Origin of the sequence: Streptomyces sp. R35, assembly GCF_041053035.1 — a bacterium.
In the GTDB taxonomy this organism is placed as follows: domain Bacteria; phylum Actinomycetota; class Actinomycetes; order Streptomycetales; family Streptomycetaceae; genus Streptomyces; species Streptomyces lutosisoli.
This window is the reverse complement of record NZ_CP163440.1, coordinates 8,208,932-8,229,255: the sequence shown is the minus strand read 5'-3', so window position 1 is coordinate 8,229,255 and position 20,324 is coordinate 8,208,932. Positions and strand designations below refer to the sequence as shown.

Sequence of the window (20,324 nt, the reverse complement as noted above, 5' to 3'; positions counted from 1 at the left end):
GACCCCCGCCCCGGGCCCGAGGAGCGATCTTCACGAAGGCGACGCCCGACAGCGACATCGACCGGCTGATCCGCAACACCTACAAGGTGCTGCTCACTCGGGGCATGGTCGGCACGATCATCTAGCAGCAACCCCGGCGTCCCGTAGTGCTGGTCCAGCGCCTGGACGACCTCCGGGCTCCCCAGCGTCTCGCCCTTCTCCATCTTGCCGAACAACGACCAGTCCCAGCCGAGCCGTTCGCCGAGCGCACGCAAGCTCGTCCCGCTCCCTGCCCGCAGCGTCCGAAGTTCCTCCGCGAACCGCTGACGGGGTTCCTGGCTGCGGCCGGTGATGACGCGTCGCTGCGGCATACCGCTCCCTCCGGGACGTTCGCATAACCGATGTGGAACGTGCGTGGAACCACCACCGCGCGACGGGTATGCACGACCCCGCCCACAGCCCAGCCGCCCACACCCAGGCAAGGTTCATCCTCGTAACGACCGGACTACACACCGTAATTCACCCAGCGCAGCCGGGTCATGGAATCAGCGGAACCGAACCCCCAAGGCCCTGACCGCCCAAGTCGACCTCACCGACAACGACTCGCACGCACCCGGCGCCCGCTCCACCACCGCAGCCCAAGGCCGACGCACAACCAGGCAGCAACCGCCCGAGGACCGTCCCGTACCCGCGCAGCGCACGGGACTACCGATCAGTACTCCAGCCAAAGCGCCGCCAGGAACGGTTCTGTGCCGCCAGGTGCACCCGCGCCTGACATCAGCAAGTCCGGAATCAACCCGGCGGATTCGGGCCGAACCGCAGGGCGTCGAACTGTAGGCTCCGGCAGTGAACGCCGACGTCGTCTGGCCGTTGTGCACCCCGCGGGTAGGAGATCGCATGCAGGACCCTTCGGACTCGATGGAGATCGCCGAGCCTGAGGAGAAGGGTCGGAGCACCACCGCCGACTCACCTGATGCGGACGATCCGACACCCGACCCGGACATCGACTCAGCGACCGCATCGACGGTCATAGCGGAGGTGCTCCCAGGGGTTGCCGTCGTCTTCGGTGAGGTCCCGGCGGAACTCAAGCCCGATCTGCTCGACTTCGGGTTCGTGTCGGCCGCCGACCGCAAGCAGATCTCCACAGTCCTCACCTCGATCGGAAACACGGCGACCGTGGCGGGTAACCTCGGCAACGCATTCGCCAGCGCGCAGGGGCTGTACAGGATCAGCAGCGCGACACAGGCCCTCCTGAAGGCCGGCGGAACGCTCGCGGTCAAGGACGGCGCGAACCTCGGAACAGTGATGATTCCGGGCCGTTTCATCGGTCAGGCCCGCTTCTACCCCGTGAATGCGGTGAGCGCGGCGCAGAACGCGGCCTCGATCGGGCCCGCGCTGGCCATGGTCGCCCTTCAGATGCAACTGAGTGAGGTCGAGGGCCTTGTCAGAACCAACATCGCGCTGACCAGCCAGGTACTCACGACTGTCCGCCACGGGCAGTGGGCCGAGCTGACGGCGCTCGTCGCCACCGTCGATCACGTAGTCGACCAGGCGCGAGAGGTCGGTTCGGTCCCGGCGTCCCTATGGGACACCGTCGCGGGTAAGAGGGCGGACCTGCGTACGCAGCGTGATCTGTACCGACTGAACGTCGGCAATCACATCCGGCAGATCCATCGGCTCGACGGACATGCCCGCCGTGAGTATCTCGAGACGAACGCCGAGGCGATTCTCTTCGACGCGAACGCCCTCCTGTCCTCCGTCAAGGCATGGACCGGATATCAGGCGCTCCACGCCGCGCGAGCGAGAGCCGCCGGCCCCGAGGACGCCGGCGAGGCACGACTCGTCGACGCCATCGCGCGCGACACTCGCACGGAGCTCGACGCCGCCCTCGCCGAGACGACGAGCCTCGTCGACTCGCTGACGCGGGAGCTGCGCATCATCGCCGAACTCCCCGGACGCGACACACTGCCACTGCCGGGGAAGCGGAAGGACTCGATCGCAGCCCGCCAGACCTCCGCCCGTCTTCTGGAGGCGATCGAGCCTCTTGCCGATGCTCTCCATCCGCCGGCCCCTCCGCTCGAGGATCCTCGCGTCGTCTGCGCACCCAAAGCACTGGACCTCGAGCCGTACCTCCGCATCCTGCGATGGTTCCTCGAGGACGGTGAGACCCTACGTGTCCTCGGCTTCCCCGATCAGCTCGATGCTCTCGGTCCGGTCTCTGCGATCTTCAATGGAGCGAAGGAGAAGTTGGCGGCAGCGAGGGACAAGATGGCGGGAAAGACACTGGTCGCCGTCACGGATCGCCGCATCATCACGGCCAAGACGAACGCGTTCCTCGAGCAAGGCGAGATCCGTCAGGACATCCCGATCGGCCAGGTGCGATACGTCCGAGCAGCGACCACACAGGACAGAGGCGGGCGCTTGGCAATCGACCTCATCACGCGCGACGAGAACACCCGGTGGCTCTTCCAGGCCGACATCGACAACGCACAAGTGGACGCGCTCGCCGCCGTGCTTGCCGAGTCGATGACGATCCCGGACGTTGAACGCGATGAACTTCAACGGCGGCGCTACGCCCCCATCGAGGCGGACAGGAAGGGCGAGATCACCGGCACGACGCAGTCTACGAAACCGACTGGATCCGAGGCCACGACCGGCGGTGCCGAGTAGGCCTCGGGCAATCGGCGCGGATCGCGAAGGCCCGGGCCGGGGCACGCCGTCAGGTGTGACAGCCACTGCACCTGCGACCCAAGGTGCGTATACGGCGCGCGCGGGACATGCGAACGGCGTGCACGGCCCGGCGACCGATCAGGGGCCCCCGCCGCTCGGTTTAGACTTTTTCGGCCACCACCCGAGGGTGCTCAGCGGTGAGCTTCGCGACGTCCTCCACGTCGGAGGTCAGGATCGTCACGCGCCCCGGGTGTGCCAGCGCGGTCGCGCACAGCATGGCGTCGATGGCGTACTTGTGGCCGTGCAGCCCCGCGTCCCGCAGCAGAGCGGCGGCGGACTGGGCGAGCGCTTGGGTAACCGGCTCGACGCGGAGCCGGGACAGTGTCCACTTCAGCGCGGCGTCATTGATCCTCGGGTGAATCACCTCGACCAGCACCGCAGCCGACGTGACCACCGGAAGGTCCGCCTCCCGTGCCGCCGTCAGCCACTCGTGAACCTCCCGGTCCCGCTGTACGGCTTTCGCCAGACCTTCGCTGTCCAAGACCAAGGCACCACTCACGCAGCGGCCCCGTTCGCGGCCGTGCCACCAGTGAGCTTGGCCCGCTTCGCCGCCACGGCTTGCGGGTCGGCCGGACCGTGAACCTTGTCGAAGTCGGCGATGAGCTCATCCAGGTTGTCACGCTCGATCTGGCGCTGGGCGGCCCTCTCCAGGTACGCGGAGACGCCCCGCTTACCGACCCGCTCGCGGATCGCCCGAAGCGTTCCAGCACTCAGCGTGACGGAGATGCCACTGCTGGGGCCGTCACCAGGGGCGAGATCACTGTCGTCAGCCATGACAAGAGAATGGCATTCCAAATGCCATAAGGCAAGCCTCCGAGATCGCCGAGGTCGCCGGTGTGGAAGGTGTGGAACGACCTCCGTGCCACGGGGAAGCACAGGCCCATCCACAGCGTGACCGTCCGCATCCGGCCGCATTCTCGTAACACCCGGACTACGCGGCGCAGTTCATCCAGCGCAGCCGAGTGACGGATTCCGCAGGACCGAACCGACGAGGATGCCGATGCCCCCCACGCCCCGACACCCGGACCACATGGCGACGCCGCACCCCGCCACCGCTCAGCACCGCCCGCCGACCACCGCCCCGAAGATCCAGGAAGCCCTCGACGCCCGCGACGCCCTCGCCACCGCCCTCTCCCAGGCCGGCATCCAGCTCCCCGCGATGGACATCCGCACCCCCTGGGCGGACGACCGCAAGGCCGAAGCCCGGTACGCCCTCGTCCATCTCGGCGTGTGCTCCGCCCCCATCGCGCTCATGCTCGCGGACGTGATCACGAAGGGGATCGCCGGGTGACGGAGGACGCCGACGGGGTCCCCTCCGTCGGTGAGGCCGTCCACGACACCGTCCGCGACCGCGTCGGACGGGTGATGGGCCACATAGGGCCGTACATCCAACTCCGCCCGCTCGCCGGTGGCCTCGAATGGGATGCCGACCCGAACCACCTCCACCCCCTCACCCCGGCCGAACTGCTGAGCGCCCTGGTCGCCGAAGCGAACACCCGGAGCAGACAGGACAGGTAGCAGGGCCACAGCCACCCGTAACCGGACCCCCAGCCCCCGCCCACCCCCTGTCCGGCCGGCTCCGTTCCCTTCCCCTCCCCGTGATCGACCCCCTCACCTAGGATGGCGAGAACCATCTCAGCGGCCCGACGGGCTTCCTGATCCGCCTCGCGAAACCGCGCGGCGGACATCGAAGGACATGCCCCCACCCGCACGAGTCTTCTTCGTGCTGCCTGGGGGCATTTCCTTGCTGTTCCGTGAGTCCGCGGCGTCCGTGGCCGTCCGCATCCTCGAAGGGTCGCTGGCGCTGCATCTGACCGAGAACTTCCGTCACCAGCACGGCCGGAACGCCGGGCAGGCGGAGATACGGTCCTGGGAACGCAGCCTCCCGGCTCTCGTCAACGCCCTCATGGAGGCCGGGCTCGACGACGTCGAGGTCCTCATCGAATACAGCCTGCCCCTCACCAGCAAGCGCGCGGACGCCGTACTCGCGGGCGTACACCCCACCACGGGTGAACCGTCGTACGTCGTGGTCGAACTCAAGCAGTGGAGCGCGGCCTACCCGGAGGAGGACGAGCCGCTGCTGTGCCGAATCGACGCGTACGCGCACCCCGTACTCAACCCGATCGAGCAGGTCCGCGGCTACTGCGAGTACCTGCAGTCCTTCAACGGCGCACTGGAGCGGATGCCGAAGTCGCTGGCCGGAGTGGCGTTCCTGCACAACGCGACCGAGTTCGGCGTCGCGGGTCTGCGGAGCGTCAAGGAGGACCAGCACGGGCGCATGTACACCGGCGAACAGCGCGGCGCCTTCCTGGACTTCCTGCGCTCGCGGCTCGCCGCGAAGCCCGGCGCGGAGGCGGCGGACGTACTGCTCGGCGGCAAGATCCGACCGTCCAAGCAGCTGATGGCCGTCGCGGCGGCCGAGATCCGCGACCGCGAGCAGTTCGTCCTCCTCGCCGAACAGCGGGTCGCCTACGAGCAGGTGATGTCCGCCGTCCGCAAGGCGAAGCGGTCCAACCACAAGCAGGTCATCGTGGTGACAGGCGGTCCCGGTTCCGGCAAGAGCGTCGTCGCGCTGTCGCTTCTCGGCGAGTTGTACCGGCGCGGGGTGACCGCTCTGCACGCGACCGGGTCCGCCTCGTTCACCAAGACCATGCGCAAGGTCGCCGGGGCGCGCATGCCCGCCGTGCAGAAGCTGTTCATGTACTTCAACAGCTTCATGGACGCCGAGCCGAACGACCTCGACGTACTGATCTGCGACGAGGCCCACCGCCTGCGGAAGACCTCCGCCAACCGCTACACCAAGGCGGAACTGCGCACCGGCCGCCCTCAGGTGGCCGAGCTGATCGACGCGGCCCGGGTGCCGGTGTTCCTGCTCGACCAGCACCAGGTGGTGCGGCCCGGCGAGATGGGGACGAAGGAGGAGATCAAGCGGGCCGCCGCCGAACAGGGCCTCGACTGCACGGTCGTAGAGCTGGACGGCCAGTTCCGGTGCGGTGGGAGTGACGCGTACGAGAAGTGGGTCGTCGACCTCCTCGGACTGGAGGGCGGCACGCCTGGCGTGTGGGAGCCGGACGGCAAGCTGGAGCTGCGGACGGCCGAAAGCCCGCAGGAACTCGAGGACTTCCTCGTCGCGCGGCGCGAGGAGGGCTACGGGGCGCGCATGTCGGCCGGCTACTGCTGGAAGTGGACCACCAAGGTCACCCCGGACATGACGGCGCTTCCCACCGATGTCGTCATCGGCGACTGGGCGCGGCCCTGGAACGTGTACGGCGAACGGTCCGTGCTCGGCGCACCGCCCGCGCCCTTGTGGGCCACCGACCCGGCCGGTTTCGGGCAGGTCGGCTGCGTCTACACGGCGCAGGGATTCGAGTACGACTGGTCGGGCGTGATCATCGGCCCCGACCTGGTGTGGCGTACGGACCGCTGGGTCGTGGACCGGTCGGCGTCGAAGGACCCGATCTTCACGAAGGCGACGCCGGACAGCGACATCGACCGGCTGATCCGCAACACCTACAAGGTGCTGCTGACGCGGGGCATGGTCGGCACGATCATCTACTCGACGGACCCGGAGACGCGCGACAAGCTGCGCTCGCTCGTGCATCCGGCGTCCGGGGTGGAGGCGCCGGTTCTCGTGTAGTCGGGCATGTGCGAAAAGTGGTCATCTGTTGTCAGTGGTACGCCATACGATCGGATGAGCCCGCGCAGCCGCCCGTCGGAGAGTGATCGTTCATGGCCCAGCAGCCGCCCCTGCTCCGCGATGTCATCGACATCAAGGAGTCCATCTCCACCTCGGACTTCGTCCTCCAGCTCTCGGAGGCAACGACCCCGGAAGGTGCCGAGCGCGCGCTGCGGGACTACGTGGTCACGGAACGGCTGCTGGAGAACTTCGACGAGGCACTCGGCCTGATCCGGAAGGCGCTCGACGGGCACACGTCGAAGGCCGCTTACCTGCACGGCTCGTTCGGTTCCGGTAAGTCGCACTTCATGGCAGTGCTGCACGCCCTGCTCAGCGGGGCCCCGGCGGCCCGCGCGCGGACGGACCTGGACCCGGTTCTGACCAAGCACGAGTGGCTCGGCGCGGAGGGCAAGCGGTTCCTGCTCGTGCCGTACCACATGCTCGGGGCGAAGGCCCTGGAGCAGCGAGTCCTCGGCGGGTACGTCAGTCATGTCAAGAAGCTGCACCCCGAGGCGCCGACCCCGCAGGTGTACCGGACGGACGCCCTGTTCGAGGACATCCAGGCGATGCGGTCCCGCATGGGGGACCAGGCTGTCATCGGCGGCCTCACCTCGGCAGACGGCGGCGACGGCACGGCGGACGAGGAGGACGAGTGGGGCGAGGCGTTCGGCTGGACGCCTCAGCTGCTCGACACCGCCCTCGCCGCCGAGGAGGTCCACGAGAGCGGTCAGGCGCTCAACCTGGTCAGCCCGTCGACGCCCGCAGAGCTGAGGGCGCGGCTGGTACAGGACGCGAGCACGCACCTGCTCCCCGGCTTCGCGAAGAACGCCGCCGAGGACGAGCACGGGTTCATCTCGCTCGACGCCGGTCTGTCCGTGATTGCCGAGCATGCCAAGGCGCTCAACTACGACGGCCTGATCCTCTTCATGGACGAGCTGATCCTGTGGCTGGCCACCCTCATCCACGACCAGAAGTTCGTGGCTCGGGAAGCCGGCAAGATCACCAACTTCGTGGAGGGCGGCGACGCCCGCCGCGCTGTGCCGGTGATCTCGTTCATCGCCCGTCAGCGCGACCTGCGCGAGCTGGTGGGCGAGGAGGTGTCGGGTGCGGCCGAGGCGTCCATCCAGGACACGCTCAGCCTGGCCTCGGGCCGGTTCGACAAGATCACGCTGGAGGACCGCAACCTCCCCCAGGTCGCGCACGCCCGCCTGCTCAGGCCCAAGGACGACGAAGCCGCGGCGCTCGTCACCGCGGAGTTCGAGAAGACCCGCAGGATCCGCCAGGAGGTGTGGGACACCCTCCTGGGATCGGACCGCGGGGCGGACGGCGTCGGCGCGGACGAGGAGAGCTTCCGGCTGACATACCCCTTCTCGCCGGCGTTCATGGACACCCTCGTGCACGTGTCGTCCGCGCTCCAGCGCAACCGCACCGGCATGAAGCTGATGGGCCAGCTGCTCGCCGACCACCGGGCCGAGCTGCGACTGGGCGACCTGATCCCGGTCGGCGACCTGTACCCGCTGATCACGGCGGGCGGCGACAAGCCGTTCACCGACAGCCTCAAGGTGATCTTCGAGGCCGCCGACAAGATGTACCGGACGAAGCTGCGGCCGTACCTTCTGCTCACGCACAACGTGACGGAGGAGGACATCGAGCAGTACACCCACCGGCCCGACAGCGTCACCGACCCCGCCCTGCGCACCCGGATCAAGCAGTTCACCGGCGACAACCGGATCGTCGGCACGCTGCTGCTGTCGGCGCTCGCTCCGAGCGTCCCGGCCCTGTCCGACCTGACCATCCGCAGGCTGTCCGCGCTCAACTACGGCTCTGTGGTCGCCCCGATCCCCGGCCGCGAGTACGGCATCCTGAAGAACAAGATCGCCGAGTGGGCGGGCCGCTTCCCCGAGATCAAGGAGACCGGCACCGAGACCAACCCCGGTGTCCGGCTCGAACTGTCCGGCGTCGACGTCGACTCGGTGATCGCCAACGCCAACGTCAACGACAACCCTGGCAACCGCGAGGCCCTCGCCAAGCGGCTCCTCGTCGAGGAACTCGTCATCGACCAGGACCACCTGATCAACGAGCTGCACTTCGCGTGGCGGGGCACGGAACGCAGTGTCGAGGTGGTGTTCGGCAACGTCGCCGACGAGGACGCGCTGCCGGACCACGACCTGATGCCTCAGCAGGACGGGCACTGGCGGATCGTGATCGACCTCCCCTTCGACGAGAGCGAGTGGGGGCCGCGCGAGGACGCCAACCGCATGCAGCGGCTGCGTGAGCGGCAGGGCGAGCCGTCCCGGAGCGTCGCCTGGCTGCCCACTCACCTCTCCAGCCAGCGGTACGCCGACTTCCGCCGCCTCGTCGTCATCGACAAGGCCCTGTCCGACAGCCAGCGGTTCGACGGCCAGTACGCGGGCCATCTGAGCGCGGACAACCGGGCCCGCGCCAAGGGACTGCTGGAGACCCAGCGGGAGTCGCTGCTCAAGAACGTGAAGGCGGCCTTCAAGCAGGCGTATGGCCTCGCGGACAAGAAGGCCACCGACGTGGAGCTCGGCTTCGGCGATCACCTGGAGTCGCTGCGTGAGGTCGAGGGCCTGACCCTGTCCTTCGGCCAGTCGCTGCGGGACGGCATCCGGCACATCGCCGGCAAACTGCTCGCGAGCCAGTACCCGGACCATCCGAACCTCGATCCCGACAGCAACGGCACCGTCGTCAAGGCCGCCGACGCCAAGAAGGTGTTCGCGCACGTACGGGCCGCCGCCGAGGCCCGCGACGGACGCGCCGAAGTCCCCGCAGCCGACCGGAACCTGATGCGCCGGGTGGCCGCCCCTCTGCGGCTGGGGCAGCAGAAAGAGGCGTACTTCGAGCTGTCGCATTATTGGGCGGACCACTTCCGGCAGCTCGCCCGCGAGCAGGGGGTGACCGGCGACCTCAGCCTGATCACCCTCACCGACTGGACGGACCGGCCGACGCCGCGCGGCCTGCCGGGCTTCCTCGCCCGGCTCGTCGTGGCCTCGTTCGCCGAGATGGACGACCGGGTGTGGGTGCGCGAGGGCACGACGCTCGACCCGGCACCCGCACTGAACGAGATCAAGGACCGCGACGCGCTCCGCAGTCAGCCGCTGCCCTCCGAGGAGGACTGGACGGCCGCCCGCGAGCGGTTCACGGCGGTCTTCGGCGAGCCTGCCCCCACGCTGCGGCGTGGCCGCATGGTCAACCAGCTCGCCCGGCAGATCGCCCAGCAGGCGGGTGCCCACCAGGAGGCGGCCCGTGAGCTGGTGACCCAGCTGGAGCGGCATGCCGGCTTCCTGCAGCTCGACGAAACCGTCGAGAGCGGACGCCTCGCCCTCGCGCGGCGGGCCGTCGAACTCCTCCAGGAGCTCACGCGGTCGGCCGGTCAGGGAGCCGCAGGAGCCCGGAAGACCGTCGAAGCCCTGGCCGCCTTCGACTTCGGCGATGTCGGCGCGGACCGGTTCGGGACCTCGGTCAAGCAGGCCCGTGCGGTGGCGCAGGCGCTGGACTCGGCGTCCTGGACCACCCTCGACCTGGCCTCTTCGGAGGGCCCAGAGGGAGAGGCGCTGCTGGAGTCCCTGCGCAACGCCGCCCAGAGCGACCAGCGGACCAATGACCTGAAGGCGGCTCTGACCCGGACGCAGCACGAGGTGCTGGCGCTGGTGAAGCGCAACCGCGCGACGACGACACCGCCGCCCGCGCCACCGGCCCCGCGCCCCGGAGACGTACCTCTCGACACCCCGACGAGTCACCCGCCGGTCCCCGCGCAGGAACCCGGCACAGGCTCGTCCGGGCCGTCCGTCCCCGGGCGGGTCAAGCACTCCGGCAGCAGTCGTACCACGGCGGCCCGAGCAGTGGCCGAACTCCAGGCGGAGATCGCGGAGCTGGCAGCGCGCGAACCCGGTGCCACGGTCGAAATCACCTGGCGGGTCGTCGAAGGATGAGCACGACGACGACCAGCGCGGTGACGGTGCGACTGAACCTCGCCACGATCACCCAGTACCTGTCCGCCCAGACCTCACTCGCCGACACCCTCGCAGGCCGTGACCGGCGGCGGGCCGTTCTGCTGCGCTCCACACCGCAGTGGGACGGTCCCACCGAACACGTCTGGGGCGACGGACAGTCCGCCCGCATCGCGGCGGCACCCTCCCCGCTGGCCGTGCACGAGCTGCTGCTCGGCCACCTGTCGGACACGGCGACCGGGCCCGCCCTGCTCGTCGTCCTGACCGACCGCGAGCAGAACGAACTCGACCCCGCCATCCTGGCCCGCGCCCACAAGGCCCGCGTCGACACGGTGGACAGCTGGGACGTGGTGCGGGACGCGTTCGGAGCGCATCAGGTCGACCAGCGGCTCAGGGACGACAAGTGGGCCGCGGAAGCCCTCCTTGACGCGGCGCCGCCGAGGGGCGGCTGGCCCCGGCTGGGAGGCGGCATGCTGTCGCGGGGCACCGCCCTGTCCGCGCTCGCGCTGCGCCGCCTGCGCATGGGCCGCTACGAGGACGAGGAGACCCGTGCGGACCACACCACCTCCGCCGACCGGCTCGACACCCACGCCCTGTTGAGCTGGTCCTTGATGCCCGGCCGCCCTGAGCGGCTGCTGGCGCTTCGTGGCCCCGAGCGTGCGGGCCTTGCGCAGTTCCTCGGCGAGGAGGACCAGGCCGGACTCGCCGGCCGCGCCCTCCTGGCCCTGGTCGAGGCCGAACACGGGCCAGACGCGGTGGCCTTCGGGCTCGTGTGCGCCGCCCTGTGGTGCCATGCCGAACCGGACGCTTCCACCTACACGGCTCGCGGTCGCGCGGAGCGGTGGTTCGGAGAGCGTCCCCCGGCACAGGGCGAACAGCTCGACGCCATGGCGGCCGCCTTCGGTCGGGCCTCGGAGGAATACGTCGGCACGCTGCTCGCCGGAGCTTCCAGGGAAGGCGGCGCGGGCTCGGAGGAAGCCCGTGAGGCCCGCCGGACCAGCGACACGGTGCTGGAGCGTGCTTCGGGACTGGTCCGCCAGTTCGGCGCGGAAGCCGCCGCCGGCACCAGCCCGCTCCTGCCGGCCGGCATGGACGCCAGGTTCACCGCCGTCGGGACGGCCCTGGCGGACGGCGAGCCGGGACGGCTCGATGCGGCTGTCCGCTCGCTGATCGAGCACCGGCGCGCACAGGGACCGGAGCTACGGGCCCGGATCGAACGGACCCGCATGGGCCAGCGGCTCGTCCAGTGGCTGGCCGGCGAACCGGCGGTCGAGGCACCCCACGTCGACGCGGCCCTGCAGCGTCACATGGACGAGACCGGGTGGGTCGACCGGGCCCTGGAGCACATCGAGGCCGGCGGGGACCCGGACGACCGTCTGAGGGCCGCCTACGACGCGCTGGCCACGCGCGTACGGGAACGGCGACACGAGATCGACCGTGAATTCGCCCGCGTGCTGGCGACCTGGACCGCGGCCGGCACCGAGCCCGGCCGGATGCTGACGGTGGAGACGTTCCTCGAACGCGTGGTGAAACCGGTCGTTCGCGGAACTGCCGAACGACGCGTGCTGCTGATCGTCCTGGACGGGATGAGCACGGCCATCGCAACCGAGCTGGGCGAGGAACTGCGCGCTTCCTGGGCCGAGTTCGACCCGGTGGACGAGGGCGCGCCGCGACGCCGCGCCATGGCCGCGGCACTCCCCACCCTCACGTCCGTCTCCCGCACCTCCCTGTTCGCCGGAAAGCTGACGCAGGGGTCGCAGAACGACGAGGCCCGTCTGTTCTCCAACCTTCCCCTGTGGGGCGGCGCACCGGCGGCCGTGTTCCACAAGGACGACCTGCGGGCCGACAGCGCGGGAGACACATTCGGGCCCGAGCTCACCCAAGCGCTCACGGACGGCCGTACCCACGTGGCGGTCGTCCTCAACTCGATCGACGACCGGCTCGCCAAGGAACAGAAACTGGGCGACGGAGCCTGGCAGACCGAGCACATCCCCGGCCTGCCGGACCTGCTGCGGGTCGCCGCCACGGAGGGCATGGCGGTGGTGATCACCAGCGACCACGGGCATGTCGTCGACCGGCACGGTGCGAAGGTGGACACCGGCTCGCCGCTGTCCGCACGCCATCGGCCGCCTGGCGGACAGGTGGGCCCGGCGGAGATCGCCCTTCAGGGCTCCCGGGTCGTCGCACCGGATCCCGGAGGGTCGATCGTCGCCCTGTGGGACGCCGACTCGCGGTACACGGCCCGCAAGGCGGGATACCACGGCGGCGCATCCCTCGCCGAGTTCACCATCCCGGTGCTGGCTTTCCTGCGGTTCGAGGCGTCCCCTCCCCCGGCCTGGCGGGAGTTGGGGGATCCGCGGCCGACCTGGTGGCTGCTGGAGGAGCCCGCGCCGCGCCCCGCAACCACCTCACCCGCCCCGGCGGCCAGCGCGAAACGGCAGGCGCGGCAGAAGCCGTCGAAGGTCCAGGCCCAACTGGCCCTTACCCACGACTCGTTGTTCGACGTCGCGGTGGTTCCGGCGTCCGACGGCGAGGAGACGCTGGTGACCGCCACCGTCGTCGGTCCCGACGACGCCCTCGTCTCGGCCCTCTTCGCCTCGGAGGCTTTCCAGGGCCAGATCGGCCTGCTCGCGCGCAAGCCGCCCATGGACAAGGTGGAAGGGGCGATCCGGGCCCTGCTCGACGCCGGGGGCACGCTGCCGGTGTCCGCGCTGGCGCAGCGCGTGTCCTACCCGGTGACACGGGCGGACGGATTCGCCGCGATCCTGCGCCAGTTGCTCAACTACGACGGGGTGCAGGTTCTGGAAACACTGCCGGACGGACGGACCGTTCGTCTCGATCTCCCCTTGCTCCGCATGCAGTTCGACCTAGGCTGACGGTTCCATCCGCCGTGTTCCTCCACCGATGAGCCGGGAGCCATGAGCGCCAACGACCGTGTGCTGATCAACCAGATGATCGAAGACCGGCGGAACGCCCGCGCCGTGCCCCTTTCGTTCGACGCGGCCTTCGAAAGGTTCGCGAGCGAACACGCCTTGCATGGCTTCGGTCTCTCGGAGGAGGAAGTCGAAGCCGGTGTGATCGGGGGCGCGAACGACGGCGGTATCGACGGCGCGTACGTCTTCCTCGGTGGCCGGCTCCTGCACGAGGACAGCGAGATCTTCCAGCAGTCCTCCGCCGTCTCGAACGTGGAGAACGGAACCCAGCTGACGCTCTGGCTCGTCCAGGCCAAGACCAGCCCCGGATTCTCCGAGGTGGCCCTGGACAAGGTGGCGTCCACGTGCGCGAACCTCCTGGACATGGAGGTCGACGAGACCGTCGTGGGGGTGCTGTACACCGAGGACCTGCTCGCCCGCTTCAGACTCTTCAGAACGGCGTTGACCCGGCTCCTCAGCCGTCACCCGACCGTGCTGATCAAGTTCTCGTACGTGACGCGCGGCGAGGCGAGCGAGGTGCATCCCAAGGTCCAGGCCAAAGCCAAGATCCTTGAAGCACAGTTCTCCAACGCCTTCGCCATCTCCACCGGCGAGGTCGAGTTCCTGGGCCCCGCGGAGCTCTGGAAGCGTGCCAGCACCCTCCCGTCGTACACCCTCGAGCTCCCCTACCGGGAGAGCATCACCCACGGCACGAGCCATGTCGCGCTCGTCGGCCTGGGCGAGTACATCGACTTCCTCAGCGACGAGACCGGAGCGATCAAGTCCCACATCTTCGACTGGAACGTCCGCGACTACCAGGGCAATGTCGAGGTCAACCGGGAGATAACGGCCTCGCTCCAAAACCCTGAAGCACCCGAGTTCTGGTGGCTCAACAACGGAATCACCATCGTGTGCTCGCAGGCCACCGCGATCGGGAAACGACTGAGCCTCTCCGACGTACAGATCGTCAACGGTCTGCAAACCTCGTACACACTCCACGAGACATTGCACGAGCTCTACGTGACCGACCCCGCCGACCCGGTCTTCGACAGGCTGGTACAGGTGCGCATCCTCGTCACCGTGGACCAGGCAGCCCGTGACTCCGTCATTCGTGCTACCAACCGGCAGACAAGCGTGCCGGTCGCCTCACTCCGGGCCACCGACGACATCCAGCGGCAGATCGAGTCGTACTTCCTCGAACACGACTGGTTCTACGACCGGCGCAAGAACTTCTACCGCAACCAGGGAAAGTCGGCCGACCGCATCGTCAGCATCCCGCTGCTGGCGCAGTCCGTGATGGCCATGGCCCTGGGCCAGCCCGATTACGCCCGCGCCCGCCCGTCGAGCCTGCTGAAATCCGACGCGGACTACCGGCGCGTGTTCTCGGCCAAGACGGAACTCCCCGTCTATCTGTGGCTGGCCAAGGCACAACGTCAGGTGGACGAGTTCCTGCAGTCGATGTCGGATCCCACCTCCAAGGCACAGCACACGAACCTTCACTTCCACCTGGCCATGCTCGGCGCCGTGGACCTCATGGGTCGCGTGTTCAGCAAGCCGGAAACCCTGAACAACGCCGCCCGCGAGGACGTCTTCCCGCGCACGGTGCGCCTAGAGGAGCTGTGGGGATCACTCCAGGAGCAGTTCGAGGCATTCCAGAGGCAGAACCGGTCGGGACCGGACAAGACCGCGAAGAGCAGCGAGTTCGTCGGCTATCTGACGAGCAACCTCGGCTACGGGAGCCTCCGCCGCCGGTGACTTCGGGGCACGGTACGCGCTCCGTCGCGGATGGGAGAATGGGCCGGTGATCGATCCTCGCCCCTCTCCCGTCTCCGCCGCCCGGCGGCGCACCGCCATCGACGCGCTCCGGCGCGGTGCCGTGCCCGAGAGCGGCTTGGATCTCCTCGCCACCGGGCTGGACCGTTTCGAGTCCGCGCTCGACGCGGAACTCGACGCGGTCGCCTCCGGTGCCTCGGTCTTCAAGGCCGTACGAGGTGAGTACGGGTCCGGCAAGACGTTCTTCACGCGCTGGCTCGGGGAACGCGCCAAGCAGCGCAACTTCGCCGTCGCCGAGATCCAGATCTCTGAGACGGAGACACCGCTGCACAAGCTGGAGACCGTCTACCGTCGCCTCACCGAGCGGCTGTCCACCCCCAGCTTCCCGCCGAGCGCGCTGCGGCCGGTGGTGGACGCCTGGTTCTACGCCCTGGAGGAGGACGCCCTCGCCGCAGGGGCGGATGAGGACGACCTGAGCGGCGCGGTGGAGGAACTGCTCGCCGCCCGGCTGACCGAGGTGTCACGGCACGCCCCGTCCTTCGCGGCCGCGCTGCGCGGATACCGGTCAGCGCTCACCGACGGCGATGAGGCCACAGCGGCGGCCGTCCTCTCCTGGCTCGGCGGCCAGCCCCATGTGGCAGCGGCGGCCCGCCGGTCCGCTGGGGTACGCGGCGACCTGGACCACTTCGGCGCCCTGGGGTTCCTGCAGGGACTGCTCACCGTCCTGCGGGACTCCGGCCATCGGGGGCTGTTCGTCGTCCTGGACGAGGTGGAGACCCTGCAGAGGGTGCGGTCGGACGCCCGCGACAAGGCACTCAACGCCCTACGGCAGCTGATCGACGAGGTCCACTCCGGACGGTTCCCTGGCCTCTATCTGGTCATCACCGGCACACCCGCGTTCTACGACGGCCAGCAGGGCGTGCAGCGGCTCCCGCCACTCGCCCAGCGGCTCGCCACGGACTTCACGACCGATCCGCGCTTCGACAATCCGCGGGCGGTCCAGCTGCGCCTGTCCGGTTTCACCCTGGAGTCACTGACCGGCCTCGGGGTGACCATCCGCGATCTCTACGCCTCCGGGGCAGACTCACCCGACCGGATCAAAGCACTGGCCGACGACGCCTACGTCGCCGATCTCGCCCGTGCAGTGGGAGGAGCCCTCGGCGGCAAGGTCGGCGTCGCACCTCGGCTCTTTCTCAAGAAACTCGTCGGTGATGTCCTGGACCGTATCGACCAGTTCACGGACTTCGACCCCCGGCAGCACTATCGGCTGACCGTGGACAGCAGTGAACTCACCGACGTCGAACGCAACTTGTCCAAATCGTCGTCGGCCGACGACATCGATCTGGAGCTGTGATGACGTCGGCTACGGACCCCGTCGACCGGCTCGACCCTGTCATCGTCCACCACGTGGTGAACACGCTCGGCTGGCCGGACCTACGGCCGCTGCAACGGGCCGCGATCGACCCGGTGATGGACGGCGAGGACACCGTGCTGCTCGCCCCCACCGCCGGCGGCAAGACCGAGGCGGCCTGCCTGCCGGTCCTCTCGGCCATGTCCGCCCAGGGCTGGACCGGCACCTCGGTCCTCTACCTCTGCCCGCTCAAGGCGCTCCTCAACAACCTGGTGACCCGTATCGACGGATACGCGCAGTGGCTCGGACGCAGCGCGGCTCTGTGGCACGGGGACACGAAGGAGTCGCAGCGTCGGCGCATCCGTACCGACAGACCCGACATCCTCCTGACGACGCCCGAGTCGCTCGAAGCCATGCTGATCGGCGTGAAGACGGACCACGCACACCTGTTGGGAGGGATCCGGGCCGTCGTCGTCGACGAAGTGCACGCTTTCGCCGGTGACGACCGGGGCTGGCATCTCCTGGCGGTGCTCGAACGTCTGCAGCGGGTTACCGGGCGCCCCATTCAGCGCATCGGGCTGTCCGCCACGGTCGGCAATCCGCAGCAGCTGCTCGCCTGGCTCCAGGGGTCGGGCGCAGGCCGGCGTCCAGGCCAGGTCGTCGCCCCGGGACTCACCGACCCCTCGGGTCCCTCCTCCGGCCAGGTGCCCGCGGGCGGCGTGACCGGGCCACCGCCCGGGGAGATCGAACTCGACTACGTGGGCTCTCTGTCCAACGCCGCCAAGGTCATCGCAGCCCTGCACAAGGGCGAGAAGCGACTGGTGTTCTGCGACTCGCGGCGACAGGTCGAGGAGCTGGGGGCGGCCCTGCGTGCACGCGAAGTAACCGTGTTCCTGTCGCACGCTTCGCTGTCCGCCGACGAGCGGGCCCGATCCGAGCAGGCGTTCGCCGAGGCACGCGACTGCGTCATCGTCGCCACCTCCACCCTGGAACTGGGCATCGACGTCGGCGACCTGGACCGGGTCATCCAGATCGATTCGCCCGGCACCGTCGCTTCCTTCCTCCAGCGGGTCGGGCGCACGGGGCGGCGGGCGGGAAGTACCCGCAACTGCCTGTTCCTGGCCACGCACAAGGACGCCCTGCTGCAGGCTGCAGGGTTGCTGGTCCTGTGGGGTCGCGGCTGGGTCGAACCGGTCGTCCCACCGCCCGAGCCGCGCCACCTGGTCGCGCAGCAGCTGCTCGCCGCCACGCTCCAGGAACATAAATTGGGCGACCAGATGTGGCCCGAGCAGTGGAACGGCCTGGCGCCTTTCGACCGTTCAGCCGCTCCGATCCTGCGCCATCTGACCGACCAGGGCTTCCTGGACACCGACGGAGGCATGCTGTTCATCGGCCCTGAGGCCGAACACCGCTTCGGGCGACGGCACTTCATCGAGCTGACCGCGTCGTTCACCGCACCGCCGCAGTTCACCGTCCTGTCCGGGCGCACCGAGATCGGCCGGATGGACCCGTCCGTACTCACCGAGGAACGCCCGGGCCCACGACGCCTGTTGCTGGCCGGTCGTAGCTGGCAGGTGACGTTCATCGACTGGGGGCGCAAGAGGGTCTTCGTCGAGCCGGTCGACAGCGGCGGGGTCGCCAAATGGTCCGGGGGAACACTCGTCGGACTGTCGTACGCGCTGACCCGTGCGATGCGGGAGGTCCTCCTGGGCGCCGACCCGCCTGTGTCACTCACTCGGCGAGCCGACGTCTGCCTCCGAGAATGGCGTGACGAGGAGGCACCGCACCTGGTCCACCCCGGCGGGACCTTGGTGGCCCGGCGGGCCAACGACGTCCGCTGGTGGACGTGGGCGGGATATCGTGCCAATGCGACACTGGGCGCGACGCTATCGTCGATCGCCGACCCGGTACAACGCCCGACGGACTGCTATCTGCGTCTACGGGAGGATCTGACTCAGGACATGTGGCACGCCGCGCTTGAGGCCGCCCAGGTCGGACCGGCACTCGTACTTCCCGATGTCGACCCGCGAGCTGTGCGCGGACTGAAGTTCTCGGTAGCGCTCCCCCAGCGACTTGCCGTAGCCACGCTGTCAGCAAGACTCGCCGACTTCGACGGTGCACGCGCCGTTCTGTCGGATCCGAAGCGCCTCTCCATCGAGTCGGCGACCTGAGCGAGCTCTCGACCTGCCCCTGCCTCACCCTTGACGAGGTACGCCTCGCATTCCTGGCCGCACCCACGGTCATCGACGATGTGAGCGGCACCTGCGCGTGACGTCCGATTTTCGCCGCCCTCGCGGGCACCGGGATGGAGTTCCACGGCCGGGACGCGACCTGGTCGACGGGGCACCCGCCCCGGCCGGGACGTACACCCTGCGTCTCGTCCTCGACAACGCGGGCGGGGACCACGACCACGCGGCCCCGCCGGAGACCTGGACGTCACCGCCGGTGACGGTCGTCCGCTGAACCGTGCCGTCTGCCCCGCGGCAACGGTGGGGGGACGCCGTGCACGCCGACGGATGCCGACCGGGACGTGCAGATGGCGAGCAGCCGGTCGGCGCAGCAGCACGCCCAGCCACCGCCTGTCCCCTCAGCCGCAGTTGCAGCCACCCCCCGTCACCCCGCCCCTGCCGCCCGGACGCAACGGCAGCCCGGAATCGGCCCTCACCACGTAGGCGGCCCGGCCGCAGCACACCGATCACCGATCACCGATCACCGATCACCGAGTGGATCAGGCGCCGGGATGAGGTCCTCCTCGCACACACGGTCGGCGGCCCCGCCGCCTACCGGGCCGACGGCGATCCAGGTGAGCGCCACGGCGAAGAGCACAAGCAGTCCGAACGCCGCGAGCCACTCCAGGACGGTGGCATCGGTGGAGCGGATGCCGATGGCCACGGCGACGGCGCCGACGAGGACCACGCTGATGACCGACTGCAGCACGCTGCCGATGACGTGTCCGATCAGCACGGAGCCGCGGTGGATCGCCATCGTGCGGAAGCGGGCGACGATGCCCTCGGTCATGTCGTTGGAGACGGAGACCGCGGTGCCGCCATGAGGCTTCTCGCCGTAGGACTTGCGCAGCCCGTTCGCCGCGATGGCCAGGTTGGTCATGAGGGGTGTTTCTCCTTGCTCACAGGCTGCGGGCGGTGATGTCGCCGTAGGCGGTGGTCGCGTGGATGTTCAGGCCGGCGGCGCCGTCGTCGGCGTTCTTGAGCGCGTTGTGGATCCGGCCGTAGCCGGTGCCGGCGTCCAGGGAGGCGGAGACTCCGCGGGCGGCGCCGACCGAGATCTCGCCGTGCTCGGTGCGCAGCGTGACCGTGCCGCGCACGGCCTCGGTGATGTGGAGGTCGCCCTTCTGGGTGCTGATCTCCGCGGAGCCGCCCAGGCGGCCGACCGAGATGTCGCCGGCCTGGAGGGTGAGGCGGGCGCTCGCGGCCTCGTCGAGCTTGACCGTGCCCTGCGCGCTCTCGAAGGTGACGTCGCCGAGCCGTCCGACACCACGGAACTCGGCGCTGGCAGCCTTCGCCTCGACGCGGGAGCCGGCGGGCAGCTGGACGGTCACCTCGATGGATCCGGAAGAGCCGAGGATCCGGTTCTTCGCCGCCGGGGCCTCGATCCGCAGGACGCCGTCGCCGTAGACGACCTCGATCTGCTCCGCCGCCTTCACGTCGCGGCCCTTCGAGGCGTCCGCGGGCAGGATCTCGACCGTGGTGTCGGCCCGGTCGGCGGCGATGAACCGGATGCGTCCCGCGGGGATGTCGAGGACGGCGGAGACCGGGGCGGGGGTGTCGAACTTCTGCATCGTGCTCTCCTTCTTCTGCAGCGCGCGCTCTTTCGGCCCGCTGTTTCTGATGATGGAAAAGCTACGTTGCGTTCATAGATCTGGCAACAAAGTCGTTGCACACAATTCTCATCATCGCAGGTGACAGCCGCGC

At 69.3% G+C, this 20,324-nt stretch carries 13 protein-coding genes and 3 pseudogenes; 11 read left to right on the top strand and 5 right to left on the bottom strand.

Annotated features, from left to right (window positions below; genetic code table 11):
- Nucleotides 1–26 precede the first annotated feature (26 nt).
- A pseudogene (locus tag AB5J50_RS37190) lies at nucleotides 27–122 on the top strand (DNA/RNA helicase domain-containing protein); the annotation flags it as partial.
- Here AB5J50_RS37190 and AB5J50_RS37185 read toward each other — a convergent pair.
- Nucleotides 123–350 (bottom strand): annotated as a pseudogene (locus AB5J50_RS37185) (helix-turn-helix domain-containing protein); the annotation flags it as partial.
- 475 nt (nucleotides 351–825) lie between these two features.
- Between AB5J50_RS37185 and AB5J50_RS37180 the strand changes: the two are divergent.
- Complete coding sequence (locus tag AB5J50_RS37180) at nucleotides 826–2,649, top strand: hypothetical protein (RefSeq protein WP_369262957.1); 1,824 nt, start codon at nucleotides 826–828, stop codon at nucleotides 2,647–2,649.
- 160 nt (nucleotides 2,650–2,809) lie between these two features.
- On the opposite strand, the gene AB5J50_RS37175 is transcribed toward AB5J50_RS37180, so the two are convergent.
- A complete protein-coding gene (locus AB5J50_RS37175) occupies nucleotides 2,810–3,208 on the bottom strand; it encodes a PIN domain-containing protein (RefSeq protein WP_369262955.1) in 399 nt (132 codons plus the stop codon).
- Nucleotides 3,205–3,483: a hypothetical protein gene (locus AB5J50_RS37170; RefSeq protein ID WP_369262953.1), complete on the bottom strand. Its 279-nt coding sequence runs from the start codon at nucleotides 3,481–3,483 to the stop codon at nucleotides 3,205–3,207. The genes AB5J50_RS37175 and AB5J50_RS37170 overlap by 4 nt, the downstream gene beginning before the upstream one ends.
- 256 nt (nucleotides 3,484–3,739) lie before the next feature.
- Between AB5J50_RS37170 and AB5J50_RS37165 the strand changes: the two genes are divergently transcribed.
- From AB5J50_RS37165 to AB5J50_RS37125, 9 genes are all read left to right on the top strand, one after another.
- Nucleotides 3,740–4,000 carry a hypothetical protein gene (locus tag AB5J50_RS37165; RefSeq protein WP_369265615.1) on the top strand — a complete coding sequence of 87 codons (261 nt, stop codon included), beginning with the start codon at nucleotides 3,740–3,742 and terminating at the stop codon, nucleotides 3,998–4,000.
- Entirely contained in the window at nucleotides 3,997–4,227 is a 231-nt protein-coding gene (locus AB5J50_RS37160; RefSeq protein WP_369262951.1) for a hypothetical protein, read from the top strand. The genes AB5J50_RS37165 and AB5J50_RS37160 overlap by 4 nt, the downstream gene beginning before the upstream one ends.
- Nucleotides 4,228–4,405: 178 nt before the next feature.
- Entirely contained in the window at nucleotides 4,406–6,346 is a 1,941-nt protein-coding gene (locus AB5J50_RS37155; RefSeq protein WP_369262949.1) for a DNA/RNA helicase domain-containing protein, read from the top strand.
- Nucleotides 6,347–6,438: 92 nt separating this feature from the next.
- Nucleotides 6,439–10,338 carry a DUF6079 family protein gene (locus tag AB5J50_RS37150; protein ID WP_369262947.1) on the top strand — a complete coding sequence of 1,300 codons (3,900 nt, stop codon included), beginning with the start codon at nucleotides 6,439–6,441 and terminating at the stop codon, nucleotides 10,336–10,338.
- Nucleotides 10,335–13,232 carry a BREX-2 system phosphatase PglZ gene (gene pglZ / locus AB5J50_RS37145; protein WP_369262945.1) on the top strand — a complete coding sequence of 966 codons (2,898 nt, stop codon included), beginning with the start codon at nucleotides 10,335–10,337 and terminating at the stop codon, nucleotides 13,230–13,232. Before AB5J50_RS37150 ends, pglZ begins: the two co-directional genes overlap by 4 nt.
- Nucleotides 13,233–13,274: 42 nt before the next feature.
- Nucleotides 13,275–15,023 (top strand): AIPR family protein, encoded by a 1,749-nt coding sequence (locus tag AB5J50_RS37140; RefSeq protein ID WP_369262943.1) that lies wholly within the window; start codon nucleotides 13,275–13,277, stop codon nucleotides 15,021–15,023.
- Nucleotides 15,024–15,069: 46 nt separating this feature from the next.
- Nucleotides 15,070–16,395, top strand: coding sequence for a BREX system ATP-binding protein BrxD (gene brxD / locus AB5J50_RS37135; protein WP_369262941.1), 1,326 nt, complete (start codon nucleotides 15,070–15,072; stop codon nucleotides 16,393–16,395).
- On the top strand, nucleotides 16,395–18,563 hold the full coding sequence (locus AB5J50_RS37130) for a DEAD/DEAH box helicase (protein WP_369262940.1): 2,169 nt from the start codon (nucleotides 16,395–16,397) through the stop codon (nucleotides 18,561–18,563). The genes brxD and AB5J50_RS37130 overlap by 1 nt, the downstream gene beginning before the upstream one ends.
- A 97-nt stretch (nucleotides 18,564–18,660) precedes the next feature.
- Nucleotides 18,661–18,855: a hypothetical protein gene (locus tag AB5J50_RS37125; protein ID WP_369262939.1), complete on the top strand. Its 195-nt coding sequence runs from the start codon at nucleotides 18,661–18,663 to the stop codon at nucleotides 18,853–18,855.
- A gap of 324 nt (nucleotides 18,856–19,179) precedes the next feature.
- Here AB5J50_RS37125 and AB5J50_RS37120 read toward each other — a convergent pair.
- Nucleotides 19,180–19,437 (bottom strand): annotated as a pseudogene (locus tag AB5J50_RS37120) (ABC transporter permease); the annotation flags it as partial.
- An 82-nt stretch (nucleotides 19,438–19,519) separates the two neighbouring features.
- On the bottom strand, nucleotides 19,520–20,191 hold the full coding sequence (locus AB5J50_RS37115) for a DUF4097 family beta strand repeat-containing protein (RefSeq protein WP_369262937.1): 672 nt from the start codon (nucleotides 20,189–20,191) through the stop codon (nucleotides 19,520–19,522).
- Nucleotides 20,192–20,324: the final 133 nt, after the last annotated feature.